Raw genomic sequence first — 14,520 nt, forward strand, 5'->3', positions numbered from 1 at the left:
GTCGGGTCGGGTGACCGACAGATTTGGTGGCCGGCCAGTGGAACCGAAACAGCGTCGTCCGGCGTTACAACCGGAAGCGACCATATCGATATGGGAGAGTGAAACCGATGGCCACCGACTACGACGCCCCGCGTCGCGACGAGGTCGACCTCGGCGAGGACAGCCTGGAAGAGCTCAAGGCACGGCGGGTCGACTCACAGTCGGGCGCTGTGGACGTCGACGAGGCCGAGGTGGCGGAGAGCTTCGAGCTGCCCGGCGCCGACCTGGCCGACGAGGAGCTCACGGTCAAGGTGCTACCGATGCAGCAGGACGAGTTCCGGTGCGGCCGCTGCTTCCTGGTCCACCACCGCAGCCAGCTGGCGGTCGAGCGCAACGGCGAGCTGATCTGCCGCGAGTGCGTCTGACCCGACGCGTGTCACCGGCGGCGGCCTCCTCGAACGGGGCCGCCGCTGTTCGAGCCGCCATGCGCCGGTGGCGGGAAGCTGCTTGACTCGTACCGGCGGCCGCGACGCCGCGCGGAGCACGGGAGGCGGACGTGAGCGAGCGCAGTGAGCGAACCACTCGGCCCGGGGCGCCTCGCGCCGCCAGGGAGCGAAGCGAGGGGGCGGCGTGAACGAGCGCAGCGAGCGGGCCGGTGGACCGGACGCCGACCGGAGCGGCGGCGCGGGACCGACCGGGAGCGGTGACGCCGAGCGGTCCACCCCGGCCCCGCCGGACGGCGACGCCGACGAGCTCGGCGCGACGGTCGCCGCGCTGACCGCCGACGACATCGCGCCCTCCCGGCGGCGACAGCTCCTGGGCCGGCTGGTCGGCCAGGCGCGCGCCCGCGGCCTCACCGACCTGTTCAAGCCGAAGGCCGCTGTCCGCTGGATGGTGGACACCGTCGCCGAGATCGCCCCGCACGTGCCGATCCGCGACCTGGCCACCCTCCGCCGGCACTTCCCCGGCCTGGACGACGACGAGCTGGCCGAGCGGCTCGTCCGCAACGCCGCCCGGGCCACCGCCGGGGTCGGGGCGGCCGGCGGCGGGGTCGCCGCCGTAGAGTGGGCGGTCACCCCGACGCTGCTCTCCGCGCCCGTGCTGCTGGCCGCCGAGACGGTCGCGGTGGTCGCCATCGAGCTGAAGCTGATCGGCGAGCTGCACGAGATCCACCGGGTTCCGCTGCCCACCGGTGGCACCCAGCGGGCGGTCGCGCTGGTGCAGTCCTGGGCCACCCAGCGGGGGATCAACCCGATGATGCCGGGGGTCGGGGTGAGCGCGGTGCTGAGCACCGCCGCGCGCCGGGAGCTGCGGGACAGCCTGCTCCGCCGGTTCGGCCGGAACCTGACCACGCTGGGGCCGTTCCTGACCGGTGCCGCTGTCGCCGGCTACCTCAACCGCCGGGCCACCCGGACCCTGGCCGACCAGCTCCGCGCGGACCTGCGCCGCAGGAGCCGGGACCTCCCCGGCACCTCCCGCCCCGCCCTCCCCTCCTGACCCCACCGCCCCAGACCGACGCCCCCCGGGCGCCCGCGCCGCCACTCCCAGGTACCTGTTCACGGAAATAGTGGCCTCGCGCGGGGCACTGTGTCGCCCCCGGCGGCCCCCGCCGCCACTCTGAGGGGCCTGTTTCAGGGAAAGAGTGGCCTCGCCCGGCGGAATACGCACGCTTTCCGTGAATCAGTGCGTATTGATTACGCGGGGCCGCGCAGGCGGGGCAGGCGCGCAGGCGGGTGTCGGGCGTGCGGGCCGCGCAGCAGGCGATCGGGAACCTGCTTGTCGTTGGGCCAGCCCCAGCGCTTGCCGCTGGTGTTGAGTGGGCGGTGCGGGCGGGCATGGGGCAGACACGTGGGCGGTGCGGGCGGGCGTGGGGCATGCGGGCCGGTCGGGAACACCCACGCCAGCACTTGCTCGTGCAAGCGGGCGGGATCGGGCAGGGCGCGGGCAGGGCAGGGCGCAGGCAGGGCAGGGCGGGGGCAGGGCGCGCAGGGCGGGGGAGGGCGGTGTGCGGTGGTGGTCAGGCGGTGTCGCGGGCGGCGAGGATCGCGGCGGCCAGCTCCACCGGACGGCGGGTGCTGACCACCCAGAACGGGGTGGGGTCGGCCGGGTCGTCCAGCACCACCTGCACCGCGCCACCGACCCACGGGCGCTGCACCACGAAGGCGAGCGGGTGGGACCCGACGCCGAGCACCTCGCGCCGGCCGGCCGCGTCGAGCGGGACCACGTCGGCGACGTACCGCACCGGGAGGTGGGCGTCGTCGACCCGCAGCTCGCCGTCGCGGACCGCGACCCGGATCCGGCCCAGCCACGCCAGGGCCGCCACGGCCGCCGGGAGCAGCACCACGAAGGGCAGCCAGGAGCGGACGCCGGTCGCGCCCAGCCACAGCTCGGCGGCGAGCAGCCCGGCCACGGCGAGCCCGGCCGGCCAGGCCCACCAGGGCAGGGTGAGCCGCTCCGAATACTCCCGGGCGGGGGCCACCCGGGACGCCGGGGCGGAGGAGGACGACGACAGGCTCACAGTCCGAGGGTACGGCGCACGCCCGGCCCACCAACCGGCAGGATGGCAGGGTCACCCCCGCAAGGACCGGACGGAAGAGGAAGACCGTGACAGACCTCGTACCCGTGCCCGTGCGGCAGCTCGACCCCGAGCTGCCGCTGCCGGCGTACGCCCATCCCGGCGACGCCGGCGCGGACCTGGTGGCCGCCGCGGACGTGGAGCTGCCGCCCGGCGGGCGGGCCCTGGTGCCGACCGGCGTGGCCATCGCGTTGCCCGAGGGGTACGTCGGCCTGGTGCATCCCCGATCGGGGCTGGCGGCCAGGCTCGGCGTGACGGTGCTCAACGCGCCCGGTACGGTCGACGCCGGCTACCGGGGTGAGATCCTGGTCAACCTGATCAATCATGATCGGGAGACACCGGCGAAGATCAGCCGGGGCGACCGGATCGCGCAGCTCGTCGTCCAGCGGGTCGCGCGGGCCGAGTTCCAGCCGGTGGCCGAGCTGCCGGCGTCCCGGCGCGGGACCGGCGGGCACGGGTCCACCGGCGGGCACGCCGGGCTGGTCCCGGCGCCGGCGGGCGGGCAGACGGAAGAGATGGCAGGGTGAGTGTGAACAGCGGAGGGTGGGCGCAGTGATCTTCTCCCGTAAGCGGGCCGAGGGCGCGCGGCACGCGCGTGACGAGCGGGACGCCGGGGTCCTCGACTCCCAGGAGGCCGAGGAGACCCCGCAGGCGCCGTCCCGCGGCCCGTACGACGTCTCCGAGGCGCCCGACGCGCCCCGGCTCGACCTGGGCAGCCTCCAGATCCCGGCGGTGCCCGACGTCGAGGTGCGGGTGCAGGCCGACCCGCAGGGCGTGATCCAGCAGGTCGTGCTGGTGCACGGCCAGAACGCGCTCCAGCTCGGCGTCTTCGCCGCGCCCCGCTCCGAGGGCATCTGGGACGAGGTGCGCGAGGAGATCCGGCAGTCGCTGTTCAACGACGGCGCCGCCGCCCAGGAGATCGAGGGGGAGTACGGCACCGAGCTGCGCGCCCGGGTGCGTACCCCGGACGGCCTGACCGACCTGCGCTTCGTCGGCATCGACGGGCCGCGCTGGATGGTCCGCGGCGTCTACCAGGGCGAGGCGGCCACCGACCCGGTCGCCGCCGGCCCGCTGGCGCTCTGCCTCGACGGCCTGGTCGTCGACCGGGGCCAGGAGGCCAAGCCGGTCCGTGAGCCGCTGCCGCTGCGGCTGCCGCGCGAGGTGGCGGAGCAGCAGTTGGCCTCCGCGCCGGAGCAGCGCGAGGCCTGAGGCGTACCACGCGGGCCCGGTCCCGTCGGCTTCCGTCGGCGGCACCGGGCCCGTCGTGCGTCCGCCACCGCCGCGGGGTACGCCCCGGACGCCCCACTCCGCGGGCGGGCCGTCTCGGCGTACGCTGGCGGGACGGTGCCGGCGCCTGCCGGGCCGAGCCAGCGCCGGCGCGGACCGGCCCGGGTCAGGAAGGTGACGCGGAGGTCATGACGACCGACGAGAGCCGGGTGTCGTTCCGGCGGCTCCTGCACCGACTCACCGCGAGCGAATCCGAGATCGAGGCGCAGGAGCTGCGCCGGGAGAGCGCCGAGTCCGGCGGCATGCCGGCCAACCAGTGCTGCCGTGGCCAGGTGGTCTCGGTCGCCGGGCGGCTCCGCACGGTGGTCTACACGCCCCGGACGAACCTGCCGACCCTGGAGGCCGACCTCTACGACGGCAACGACGTGGTCACCCTGGTCTGGCTGGGCCGGCGGCACATCGCCGGGATCGAGCCGGGCCGGCACCTGACCGCCCGCGGCCGGGTGGCCGTACGGGACGACCGCAAGGTGATCTACAACCCGTACTACGAGCTGGAGTCGCCGAAGTGACGACCGGACAGCACACCGAGCCGGAGACCGGGCCGGGGGACGACGAGCGGCTGCCCAGCCTCGCCGAGCAGATGGCCGACCAGCTCGGCGGCTGGCGGGGCCTGGTCGAGTCGAGCATCCCCGTGGTGGTCTTCGTGGTCGCCAACGTGCTGGGCGAGCTGCGCCCCGCGGTGATCGCGTCGGTCGCCGTGGCGCTGCTGATCGCCGGGCTGCGGCTGGCCCAGCGGAAGCCGGTGCGGCATGCGGTCAACGGCCTGTTCGGCGTCGCCATCGGCGCGGCCATCGCCTGGCGTACCGGCGACGAGCGGGACTTCTACCTGCCCGGCATCCTCTACGGCATCGGCTACGGGCTGGCCCTGCTGCTCTCGGCGGCGATCCGGCAGCCCCTGGTCGGCTGGATCTGGTCGGTGCTGGTGGCCAAGGGCCGCTCCGAGTGGCGGGACGACCCGCGGCTGGTGCGCACCTTCACCCAGCTCACCGTGCTCTGGGGCGTGGTGTGGCTGGCCAAGGTGGGCGTGCAGGCCGGCCTCTACCTGGCCCACCAGGACACCGCGCTGGGCGTGGCGCGGCTCGCCCTGGGCTACCCGCCGTACGCGCTGCTGCTGCTGATCACGGTCTGGGCGGTGCGCCGGGTCACCCGGGAGACCGCGCCGACCACGCCGCTGCCGGGGGCCTGAGGCCCGCCGGCCGTACCCCTGAGGGCCGGCCGGCGGGACCGACGCCGGTCAGGCCCGGTCGCGGGTGCGCCCGACGCTGTCCGGGCCGAGGATGACGCCCCGGACCTCGTCCTCCACCGCAGCCGTGCACACGAAGATCAGCTCGTCGCCGGCCTCGATCGGGTCGTCCGGGCTGGGCACCAGCACCCGCTTGCCGCGCAGGATCGCCACCAGGGCGGCGTCCCGCGGGATCGGCACCGCGTGGATGGGCTGGCCCACGTACGGCGCGGTGGGCGGCAGGGTGATCTCGACCAGATTCGCCTCGCCCTGCCGGAAGGTCATCAGCCGGACCAGATCGCCGACCGTGACGGCCTCCTCGACCAGGGCGGCCATCACCCGCGGCTTGCTCACCGCGACGTCGACGCCCCACTGCTCGGTGAAGAGCCACTCGTTCTCCGCCCGGTTGACCCGGGCGACCACGCGGGGCACCGCGAACTCGGTCTTGGCCAGCAGCGACACCACCAGGTTGACCTTGTCGTCGCCGGTGGCGGCCACGACCACGTCGCAGCCGGCGACGTTGGCCTCCTCCAGGCTGGTCAGCTCGCACGCGTCGGCGAGCACCCACTCGGCGGCCGGCACCCGGTCGGGCCGCAGCATCTTGGGCTGCCGCTCGATCAGCATCACCTGGTGCCCGTTGTCGATCAGCTCCTGGGCGATCGACCGGCCCACGTTGCCGGCGCCCGCGATGGCGATGCGCATCGCTCAGTGCCCTCCTTCCGGCGGCGCCGCCGCCACCGAGGTGACCGACCCGATGATGTCGTCCGTCACCAGCATGAAGACCTGGTCGCCCTCCTGCACCACGGAGGAGGCGGTGGGCAGCGTGCCGATCCCGAACCGGATGAGGTACGCGACGCGAGCGCCCGCGGCCTCCTCCAGCTGCCGCAGCGGCTGGCCGACCCAGTCCTTGTGCACCGGCACCTCGATGATCGAGACGGTGCTGGTCGGGTCCCGGAAGATCTCCACGTTCCCCTCGGGGACCAGGTGGCGCAGCATCCGGTCGGCGGTCCACCGGACGGTGGCCACGGTGGGGATGCCAAGGCGCTCGTAGACCTGCGCCCGGCGCTGGTCGTAGATCCGGGCGGCCACCCGGGAGACGCCGAAGGTCTCCCGCGCCAGCCGGGCCGAGATGATGTTGGAGTTGTCGCCGCTGGAGACCGCCGCGAAGGCGTCGGCGCGCTCGATGCCGGCCTGGCGCAGCACCTCGCCGTCGAAACCGGCTCCGGTGACGGTGATCCCGGCGAAGTCGGGCCCGAGACGGCGGAACGCGTCCGCGTCCTGGTCGATCACCGCCACCGAGTGCCCCCGGGACTCCAGGCTGTGCGCCAGGGTCGACCCGACCCGGCCACAGCCCATGATCACGACATGCACGGTGTCCGCTCCTCCCAGTGCCGCCCGGCCCGTCGTCTGCGAGCCTGCCACGTCCCCGCCGCCGGCGGGGGACCGACCGTACCGCGCGGGCGCGCGGGGGGTGATCAGGCACCCCCACCGTCCGGCGCGGGGTCGTCGTACTCTTGGCGGTTGTGGCCAGACCCACCTCGCTGCTGAAGCGACTCCTCCTCGGTCGACCGTTCCGGTCCGACCGCCTCCAGCACACCCTCCTGCCCAAGCGCATCGCGCTGCCGGTCTTCGCCTCCGACGCCCTGTCCAGCGTCGCGTACGCCCCGGACGAGATCCTGCTGACGCTCTCCATCGCGGGCGCGTCGGCGTTCTTCTTCTCGCCGTGGATCGCGCTCGCCGTCGTCGTGGTGATGCTCACGGTGGTGGCGAGCTACCGGCAGAACGTGCACGCCTACCCCTCGGGCGGCGGTGACTACGAGGTGGCCACGGTCAACCTCGGGCCGCGCGCCGGGCTCGCGGTGGCCAGCGCCCTGCTGGTCGACTACGTGCTCACCGTCGCGGTCTCCGTCTCCTCGGGCGTGGCGAACCTCGGCTCGGTGGTCCCCTTCGTGGCCACCCACAAGGTGCTGATCGCGGTCAGCGCGGTGGTGCTGCTCACCGCGATGAACCTGCGCGGCCTGCGCGAGTCGGGCACCGCGTTCGCCATCCCCACCTACGGCTTCGTGATCGTCATCGTCGGCATGCTGCTCACCGGGCTGTTCCGAATCTTCATCCTCGGCGACGACCTGCGGGCGCCGAGTGCCGGGCTGGAGATCCACGCCGAGCACAGCGTCACCGGCTTTGCGCTGGTCTTCCTGCTGCTGCGCACCTTCTCCTCCGGCTGCGCCGCGCTCACCGGTGTGGAGGCGATCTCCAACGGCGTGCCCGCGTTCAAGACCCCGAAGTCGAAGAACGCGGCGACCACCCTGCTGCTGCTCGGCACCATCGCGGTGAGCATGCTGGTCGGCATCATCTGGCTGTCCCGGCTGACCCGCCTCCAGTTCGTCGAGGACTCGTCGCAGATCGTCTCCGGTCCGGACGGGTACGTGCAGAAGACCGTGACCGCACAGCTCGGCGAGACGGTCTTCGGCAACGGCTCGGTGCTGCTCTACGTGGTGGCCGCCATGACGGCGCTGATCCTGTTCCTGGCCGCGAACACCGCCTTCAACGGCTTCCCGGTGCTCGGCTCGATCCTGGCCCAGGACCGCTACCTGCCCCGCCAGCTGCACACCCGGGGCGACCGGCTGGCCTTCTCCAACGGCATCGTGTTCCTCGCCGTCGCCGCGGTGGTGCTGATCGTCGGCTTCCAGGCCGAGGTCACCCGGCTGATCCAGCTCTACATCGTCGGGGTGTTCGTCTCGTTCACCCTGTCCCAGGCCGGCATGATCCGGCACTGGAACCGGCACCTGCGTACCGAGCGGGACCCGGAGGCGCGGCGGCGGATGATCCGCTCCCGGGCGATCAACACCTTCGGCATGGCGATGACCGGCGTGGTGCTGGTGATCGTCCTGATCACCAAGTTCCTGCTCGGCGCCTGGATCGCGATCGCCGCGATGGCGGTGATCTACCTGCTCATGCTGGCCATCCGGCGGCACTACGACCGGGTCGCCGCCGAGCTGGAGCCGACCGAGCAGCGGGCCGTGCTGCCCGCCCGCAACCACGCCATCGTGCTGGTCAGCAAGCTGCACCAGCCGACCCTGCGGGCCATCGCGTACGCCCGGGCCACCCGGCCGGACACGCTGACCGCGGTGACCGTGAACGTCGACGAGAAGGACACCCGGGACCTGCAGGCGGACTGGGAGCGGCGCGAGCTGCCGGTGCCGCTGACCGTGATCGACTCCCCGTACCGGGAGATCACCCGGCCGATCCTCAACTTCGTCGCCTCGGTCCGCCGGGAGTCGCCCCGCGACGTGGTCACCGTCTTCATCCCGGAGTACGTGGTGGGCCGCTGGTGGGAGAACCTGCTGCACAACCAGAGCGCGCTGCGGCTCAAGGGGCGGCTGCTCTTCGAGCCGGGCGTGATGGTGACCAGCGTGCCGTGGCAGCTCGCCTCGACCGCCACCAAGAACCTGGACCGGCTGGACGCCACGCTCACCCGAGGGCCGGCGCGCGGGCCCCGGGTGGCCCCGCGCAGCACCCTGCCGCCGGCCGTCCCGCCGGTGGTCTCCGCCCCGCCCGGGGAGAGCGGTCAGGCCGCCGGGGACCGCCCGTGACCGCGTCCGCCGACGCCCGGCCCGGGCTGGAGGAGGCCGAGCGGGTCGAGCTGACCGTGGCCGCGGTCGCCCCCGGCGGGCACTGCGTGGCCCGGGTCGACGGCCAGGTGGTCTTCGTCCGGCACGCGCTGCCCGGCGAGCGGGTGATCGCCGAGGTGACCGAGCTGCACCGGGGCTTCGCCCGGGCCGACGCGGTGGAGATCCTCAGCGCCTCCCCGGACCGGGTCGAGCCGCCCTGCCCGTACGCGAAGCCGGGCCGCTGCGGTGGCTGCGATCTCCAGCACGTCGCCCCGGCGGCGCAGCTGGACTGGAAGCTGGCCGTGGTGCGCGAGCAGCTCACCCGGCTCGGCGGTCTCACCGACGCCCAGGTCGACACGCTCGGCGTCCGGGTCGAGCCGCTGCCCGGCGGGTCGCTGGGCTGGCGCTCCCGGGTCCGCTACGCGGTCGACGGCGCCGGGCGGGCCGGGCTGCTCAAGCACCGCTCGCACGAGGTGGTGCCGGTCGACCGCTGCCTGATCGCCCACCCGACCATCCAGGAGCTGCCGGTGCTCACCCCCGCCGGGGCCCGCTGGCCGGACGCCGACGCGGTCGAGACGGTCGCCTCCACCGGCGGGGACGTCAGCGTCGTCGCGTACGCCGACGGGGTCCCCACCCCGGTGAGCGGGCCGGAGCAGGTCCGCGAGGTGGCCGCCGGCCGGGACTGGACGCTGCCCGCGTCCGGCTTCTGGCAGGTGCACCCGGCGGCGGCGGACACCCTGGTCGGCGCGGTCCTCGACCTGCTCGACCCGCGTCCCGGCGAGACCGCCTGGGACCTGTACGGCGGCGCGGGCCTGTTCGCCGCGGCGCTCGCCGGCCGGGTCGGCGACGCCCGGGTCACCCTGGTCGAGTCGGCCGAGCAGGGGGTCACTGCGGCCCGGGCCAACCTGGCCGACCTGCCCCGGGTGGAGGTGGTCGCGGCCCGGGTGGAGACCGCGCTGGCCCGCCGCCGGGTCACCGGCCCCGTCGACCTGGTGGTGCTCGACCCGCCCCGCTCCGGCGCGGGCGCGCCGGTGGTCCGCGCCATCGCCGCCGCCGGCCCGCGCGCGGTGGCGTACGTGGCCTGTGACCCGGCCGCGTTCGCCCGGGACGTGCGCACCTTCACCGGGCTCGGCTGGCGGCTGGCCGCGCTGCGCGGCTTCGACCTGTTCCCGATGACCCAGCACGTCGAGCTGGTCGGCCTGTTCCTGCCGCCCGGCGAGTGATTAGCCTGGCCCGGTGAAGATCGTCGGGCTGATGTCGGGGACCTCGTACGACGGGGTGGACGTGGTGGCGGCCGGGTTCACCCGGGACGGGGAGACGCTGCGGCTGCGCCCGCTCGGGCACCGCAGCCTGGACTACGACGACGGGCTGCGCGCGGAGATCGGCGCGCTGCTGCCCCCGGCGGCCACCACCATCGCGGCGGTCTGCCGGCTGGACAACCGGCTCGGCGAGGTCTTCGCCGAGGCGGCGGCGGTCGGCGTCGAGCTGGCCGGCGGCGCGGCCGACGCGGTGGTCTCGCCCGGGCAGACGGTCTTCCACTGGGTCGAGGCGGGCCGAGCCCGGGGCACCCTCCAGCTCGGCGCGCCGGCCCGGGTGGCCGCCCGGGTGGGCGTACCGGTGCTGCACGACCTGCGCTCGGCGGACGTGGCCGCCGGCGGGCAGGGCGCCCCGCTGGTGCCGGCCTTCGACGCGCTGCTGCTCGACCCGGCCACCGCCTCGCCCGGCGTGCGGGGCTCGGCCGGCACTGGGCCGCGCGCCGCGCTCAATCTGGGCGGCATCGCCAACCTCACCGTGGTCGCCCCCGGCGCGCCCGTCCTCGGCTACGACGTCGGGCCGGCGAACGCTCTGCTGGACGCCGCCGCCCGGCGGTTCCTCGACCGGCCCTGCGACCTCGACGGGGCCCGCGCGGCGTCCGGGCGGGTGCACCCGGGGCTGCTGGCGCTGCTGCTCGCCGAGTCCTACTACGCCGCGCCGCCGCCCAAGTCCACCGGCAAGGAACTGTTCCACGCCGGCTACCTGGACGGGAAGTTGGCCGCCCTGGGCGAGCCGCTGGCCGCCGACGACGTGCTCGCCACGCTCACCGAGCTGACCGCCCGGACGGTCGCCGACGCCTGCCACCGGCACGGAGTGACCGAGGTGGTCGCCGCCGGGGGCGGGGTGCGCAATCCCACCCTCCGGGCCCGGCTGGCCGCGCTGGGGGAGGGGCGCTGGCGGCTGCGCACCACCGACGAGCTGGGGGTGCCGGCGCAGGCCAAGGAGGCGTACGCGTTCGCCCTGCTGGGCTGGCTCTCCTGGCACGGGCTGCCGGGGGCGATCCCCTCGGTGACCGGCGCCACCCGGGCGGCCGTACTGGGGTCCTGGACCCCGGCCGGCCCGGCCCGGGCGGCGGCCCCGCCGACCCCGCCCCGCCGGCTGGTGATCGACGCCTGAAATCGGCTCCGACCTGGGAAGATCCACGGCCGGGCTGCGGGCTGTCGGGTGGCCGATAGACTCTTCCGTCATGAGTGTTGAAGAGGGCACGGCCAACCACGGTCGGCTGCTGGGCACCGTCCGCGGTCCGCAGGACGTCAAGCGGATGACCGCCGAGCAGCTGGACATCCTCGCCGCCGAGATCCGTGACTTCCTGATCGCCAAGGTCTCCCGCACCGGCGGGCACATCGGGCCCAACCTCGGTGTGGTGGAGCTGACCCTGGCCATGCACCGGGTCTTCGACTCGCCGCGCGACCGGCTCCTGTTCGACACCGGCCACCAGGCCTACGTACACAAGATCATCACCGGCCGGCAGGAGGGCTTCGACAAGCTCCGCCAGCGCGGTGGCCTCTCCGGCTATCCCAACCAGGCGGAGAGCGAGCACGACCTGATCGAGAACTCGCACGCTTCCACCGCCCTGTCCTACGCCGACGGGCTGGCCAAGGCCTACGCGCTGCGCGGCGAGAAGCGGGCCGTGGTGGCCGTGGTCGGCGACGGCGCGCTCACCGGCGGCATGTGCTGGGAGGCGCTGAACAACATCGCCACCGCCGGCAACCCGCTGGTCATCGTGGTCAACGACAACGGCCGGTCCTACTCGCCGACCATCGGCGGCCTCGCCGACCACCTCTCGTCCCTGCGACTCAACCCGGGCTACGAGAAGGTGCTCGACACCGTCAAGGACGCGCTCGGCAACACCCCCTTCGTCGGCAAGCCGATGTACGAGGTGCTGCACGCGGTCAAGAAGGGCATCAAGGACGCGGTCGCCCCGCAGGCGATGTTCGAGGACCTCGGCATCAAGTACGTCGGCCCGGTCGACGGCCACGACGTCGCCGCGGTCGAGTCGGCGCTGCGCGCCGCGAAGAACTTCAACGGCCCGGTGATCGTCCACGCGGTCACCCGCAAGGGCTACGGCTACCGCCCGGCCGAGGAGGACGAGGCGGACTGCCTGCACGGCCCCGGCGGCGCGTTCGACGTCGAGACCGGCCAGCTGGTCGCCGCACCGTCGGTGAAGTGGACCCACGTCTTCGCCGACGAGCTGGTCAAGATCGCCGACGAGCGCCCCGACGTGGTCGGCATCACCGCCGCGATGGCCGAGCCGACCGGCATCGCCACCCTGGCCCGCAAGTACCCCGAGCGGGTGTACGACGTGGGCATCGCCGAGCAGCACGCCGCCACCTCGGCGGCCGGCCTCGCGATGGGCGGCCTGCACCCGGTGGTCGCCGTCTACGCCACCTTCCTCAACCGCGCCTTCGACCAGGTCCTGCTGGACGTGGCGATGCACAAGCTGCCGGTCACCTTCGTGCTGGACCGGGCCGGCATCACCGGCCCGGACGGCCCGAGCCACTACGGCATCTGGGACATGTCGGTCTTCGGCGTGGTGCCCGGCCTGCGGATCGCCGCGCCCCGCGACTCGGCCAGCCTCCGCGAGGAGCTGCGCGACGCGGTGGCCGTCGACGACGGCCCGACCATCCTCCGTTTCCCGACCGGTACCGTCGCCGCCGACCTGCCGGCCGTACGCCGGGTCGGCGCCGTCGACGTGCTGGCCGAGTCGGCGCGTACCGACGTGCTGCTGGTCGCGGTCGGCTCGTTCGCCGGCCTCGGCATGGAGGTCGCCGCCCGGGTCGCCGAGCAGGGCTACGGCGTCACCGTGGTCGACCCGCGCTGGGTCCGCCCGGTCCCGGCCGAGCTGGTCGAGCTGGCCGCCGGTCACCGGCTCGTGGTCACCGTCGAGGACGGCGTCCGGGTCGGCGGCGTCGGCGACGCGCTCGGCCAGGCCATGCGGGACGCCGACGTCCGGGTGCCGCTGAAGGACCTGGGTGTGCCGGCCGACTGGCACCCGCACGGGACCCGCGCCCAGATCCTGGCCGACCTGGGCCTCACCGCCCAGGACGTGGCCCGCGACGTGACCGGCTGGATCTCGGGGCTGGACGCCCAGCCCGTCGACCCCGCCGCCGACGAGGCCACCGCCAAGAACTGACGGATACGCCAAACGGGCGGCCCTGCTTTGCGGCGGGCCGCCCGTTTCGCATGGGAGGCCCTGCCGTCGCCCTACTCCTCGTCGTCCACCGCGTGCCGGGGGCGGCGGTACTCGGCGATGTACCGCTCTACGTCGGAGCGCAGCCATACCGAGCCGGCCTGCAGGGTCTGGAACGGCCGGGGGAAGTTCGGGTGCATCACGATCTGCCGGAACCTGGACCGGCTGACCCGGAGCATGTCCATGATCTCGGCTGGTCCGACGAGCGGACCCGGCACCTCACCCATACGAATGAAGGTAGGCACACCCGTACCTACCCATATAGGCGCGCCTTATTTGGCCTGCCTATATTGACAGGGGGTCGGGAGTTGGTGTGGAGTGGTCAGGCGGCGCCTTCCGCCGGTGGAGGCAGGGCTCCTTTGAGCTGTCGCAGGAACCGATCCACGCCGGGAGGCCGAGGTGCAGCGACACGCACCACTGAAACCGCTCTGGATCTGCACTGCATGTGCTCACCCATGGCCCTGTGAAGAGGCCCGGATCGGCCTGTTGTGGGAGTACAACGGTGACCGCCGGACTATGGCGATCGACCTCGTTGGTTTGCTCTGTGAAGCGACCGACGACCTTACTCGGCTCTACCCGAAGCCGCCGGACCCGTTCACCATGTATGGACGCTTCCTCGGCTGGGTCCGGCGGCTGCCCGCCAACCCATCGAAGGACGGCCGATTTCACAAGCAGGAGTAGCGGCCTCGAGGCGGGAGCGTCCGACGAACTGACCGACGGCACAGCATGAGGGAGTCATGACCACCAACCGAAGTTTGGAGAGCGGGACCTACCGTCGCTCAGATCTACTGCCGTTCGTCATCGGCGCTCTGGTTGCTCCGGTCTTCGTTGTCGCGATGGTCGTGGACAGGATGGGGCATCCGCAGCCGGGACACGGTCTTGCTCTGTCGCTGGTGTTTTCCGTCGGTGGACTGTGCACCGCCTACTTTGCCGGACCGGCCGCCACGTTCACGGTGCTGCCCGACTCCATCCGGGTGGCCAACCCCTTCGTCCTGTACGAGGTGCCTCGGCATCTTTTCGAAGGCTTCGACGCGCTGGAAGACGTGGCCGTGCGCATGCTGGTGCACGGGTATCGGCCGATAACCGTCCAGGCGGTCCTACCCGGGCTGACCGCCGCCCACAGCAGGCGACGGCTGCTATGGAATCTCAGGGTCCTGGAGAGCTATCTCGACGATATTCCTCAGCAGCCGTCATCCGGCGAGACGACGAAGCGCCTGCGGCTGGGAAATATCGCGGTGGTGACAACGGCCTTCGTGGCGTTTTTCGCCGTCGCGTGGTACGTGGTTGCAAACCACGGCCTGCGGTAAGTCACTTTCATGGGCTCGCCACCGACCCAACAGCG

16 protein-coding genes are annotated in these 14,520 nt (G+C 73.5%); 12 read left to right on the top strand and 4 right to left on the bottom strand.

What is annotated here, in order from left to right; translation table 11 throughout:
• Positions 1-107 precede the first annotated feature (107 nt).
• Complete coding sequence (locus tag ACGFI9_RS13810) at positions 108-404, top strand: DUF4193 domain-containing protein (protein ID WP_046565779.1); 297 nt, start codon at positions 108-110, stop codon at positions 402-404.
• A 205-nt stretch (positions 405-609) separates the two neighbouring features.
• Positions 610-1,476, top strand: a complete 867-nt coding sequence (locus tag ACGFI9_RS13815; protein WP_393178310.1) for a hypothetical protein — start codon at positions 610-612, stop codon at positions 1,474-1,476.
• 520 nt (positions 1,477-1,996) lie between these two features.
• Here the strand turns inward: ACGFI9_RS13815 and ACGFI9_RS13820 are convergent.
• On the bottom strand, positions 1,997-2,491 hold the full coding sequence (locus ACGFI9_RS13820) for a DUF3093 domain-containing protein (protein WP_393178474.1): 495 nt from the start codon (positions 2,489-2,491) through the stop codon (positions 1,997-1,999).
• A gap of 92 nt (positions 2,492-2,583) precedes the next feature.
• On the opposite strand from ACGFI9_RS13820, the gene dut reads away from it, so the two are divergent.
• From dut to ACGFI9_RS13840, 4 genes are all read left to right on the top strand, one after another.
• Positions 2,584-3,081 (top strand): dUTP diphosphatase, encoded by a 498-nt coding sequence (dut, locus tag ACGFI9_RS13825; protein ID WP_393178311.1) that lies wholly within the window; start codon positions 2,584-2,586, stop codon positions 3,079-3,081.
• A 25-nt stretch (positions 3,082-3,106) separates the two neighbouring features.
• Entirely contained in the window at positions 3,107-3,763 is a 657-nt protein-coding gene (locus tag ACGFI9_RS13830) for a DUF3710 domain-containing protein (RefSeq protein WP_393178312.1), read from the top strand.
• Positions 3,764-3,969: 206 nt separating this feature from the next.
• Positions 3,970-4,350, top strand: a complete 381-nt coding sequence (locus ACGFI9_RS13835) for an OB-fold nucleic acid binding domain-containing protein (RefSeq protein ID WP_393178313.1) — start codon at positions 3,970-3,972, stop codon at positions 4,348-4,350.
• Positions 4,347-5,027: a DUF3159 domain-containing protein gene (locus ACGFI9_RS13840; RefSeq protein ID WP_393178314.1), complete on the top strand. Its 681-nt coding sequence runs from the start codon at positions 4,347-4,349 to the stop codon at positions 5,025-5,027. Before ACGFI9_RS13835 ends, ACGFI9_RS13840 begins: the two co-directional genes overlap by 4 nt.
• A gap of 48 nt (positions 5,028-5,075) precedes the next feature.
• Here the strand turns inward: ACGFI9_RS13840 and ACGFI9_RS13845 are convergent, their stop codons facing one another.
• On the bottom strand, positions 5,076-5,765 hold the full coding sequence (locus tag ACGFI9_RS13845) for a potassium channel family protein (RefSeq protein ID WP_393178315.1): 690 nt from the start codon (positions 5,763-5,765) through the stop codon (positions 5,076-5,078).
• 3 nt (positions 5,766-5,768) lie between these two features.
• Positions 5,769-6,434, bottom strand: a complete 666-nt coding sequence (locus ACGFI9_RS13850) for a potassium channel family protein (RefSeq protein WP_393178316.1) — start codon at positions 6,432-6,434, stop codon at positions 5,769-5,771.
• A 152-nt stretch (positions 6,435-6,586) separates the two neighbouring features.
• Here ACGFI9_RS13850 and ACGFI9_RS13855 point away from each other — a divergent pair, with 152 nt between their 5' ends.
• The 4 genes from ACGFI9_RS13855 to dxs all read left to right on the top strand — a co-directional run bounded on the left by ACGFI9_RS13855 (position 6,587) and on the right by dxs (position 13,121).
• Entirely contained in the window at positions 6,587-8,656 is a 2,070-nt protein-coding gene (locus tag ACGFI9_RS13855) for an APC family permease (protein ID WP_393178317.1), read from the top strand.
• Positions 8,653-9,897, top strand: coding sequence for a class I SAM-dependent RNA methyltransferase (locus tag ACGFI9_RS13860; protein WP_393178318.1), 1,245 nt, complete (start codon positions 8,653-8,655; stop codon positions 9,895-9,897). Before ACGFI9_RS13855 ends, ACGFI9_RS13860 begins: the two co-directional genes overlap by 4 nt.
• A gap of 13 nt (positions 9,898-9,910) precedes the next feature.
• Positions 9,911-11,104: an anhydro-N-acetylmuramic acid kinase gene (locus ACGFI9_RS13865; protein ID WP_393178319.1), complete on the top strand. Its 1,194-nt coding sequence runs from the start codon at positions 9,911-9,913 to the stop codon at positions 11,102-11,104.
• A gap of 70 nt (positions 11,105-11,174) precedes the next feature.
• Complete coding sequence (dxs, locus tag ACGFI9_RS13870; protein WP_393178320.1) at positions 11,175-13,121, top strand: 1-deoxy-D-xylulose-5-phosphate synthase; 1,947 nt, start codon at positions 11,175-11,177, stop codon at positions 13,119-13,121.
• Between the two features lie 71 nt (positions 13,122-13,192).
• Here dxs and ACGFI9_RS13875 read toward each other — a convergent pair whose 3' ends face one another.
• Positions 13,193-13,405 carry a helix-turn-helix transcriptional regulator gene (locus ACGFI9_RS13875; RefSeq protein WP_393178321.1) on the bottom strand — a complete coding sequence of 71 codons (213 nt, stop codon included), beginning with the start codon at positions 13,403-13,405 and terminating at the stop codon, positions 13,193-13,195.
• A 289-nt stretch (positions 13,406-13,694) separates the two neighbouring features.
• Here ACGFI9_RS13875 and ACGFI9_RS13880 point away from each other — a divergent pair, with 289 nt between their 5' ends.
• Both ACGFI9_RS13880 and ACGFI9_RS13885 read left to right on the top strand, forming a co-directional pair.
• Positions 13,695-13,859 (top strand): hypothetical protein, encoded by a 165-nt coding sequence (locus ACGFI9_RS13880; RefSeq protein ID WP_393178322.1) that lies wholly within the window; start codon positions 13,695-13,697, stop codon positions 13,857-13,859.
• Positions 13,860-13,915: 56 nt separating this feature from the next.
• Entirely contained in the window at positions 13,916-14,485 is a 570-nt protein-coding gene (locus tag ACGFI9_RS13885) for a hypothetical protein (RefSeq protein WP_393178323.1), read from the top strand.
• The last annotated feature ends 35 nt before the right edge of the window (positions 14,486-14,520 follow it).

It is taken from the genome of Micromonospora sp. NPDC048930 (assembly GCF_043197935.1).
Lineage (GTDB): Bacteria > Actinomycetota > Actinomycetes > Mycobacteriales > Micromonosporaceae > Micromonospora.

Excerpts from the sequence above, each read along its gene's own strand:
- ACGFI9_RS13810 (WP_046565779.1), top strand. The coding sequence starts at position 108 with ATGGCCACCGACTACGACGCCCCGCGTCGCGACGAGGTCGACCTCGGC.
- ACGFI9_RS13835 (WP_393178313.1), top strand. The coding sequence starts at position 3,970 with ATGACGACCGACGAGAGCCGGGTGTCGTTCCGGCGGCTCCTGCACCGA.
- ACGFI9_RS13845 (WP_393178315.1), bottom strand. The coding sequence starts at position 5,765 with ATGCGCATCGCCATCGCGGGCGCCGGCAACGTGGGCCGGTCGATCGCC.
- dxs (WP_393178320.1), top strand. The coding sequence starts at position 11,175 with ATGAGTGTTGAAGAGGGCACGGCCAACCACGGTCGGCTGCTGGGCACC.
- ACGFI9_RS13875 (WP_393178321.1), bottom strand. The coding sequence starts at position 13,405 with ATGGGTGAGGTGCCGGGTCCGCTCGTCGGACCAGCCGAGATCATGGAC.
- ACGFI9_RS13880 (WP_393178322.1), top strand. The coding sequence starts at position 13,695 with ATGGCGATCGACCTCGTTGGTTTGCTCTGTGAAGCGACCGACGACCTT.
- ACGFI9_RS13885 (WP_393178323.1), top strand. The coding sequence starts at position 13,916 with ATGACCACCAACCGAAGTTTGGAGAGCGGGACCTACCGTCGCTCAGAT.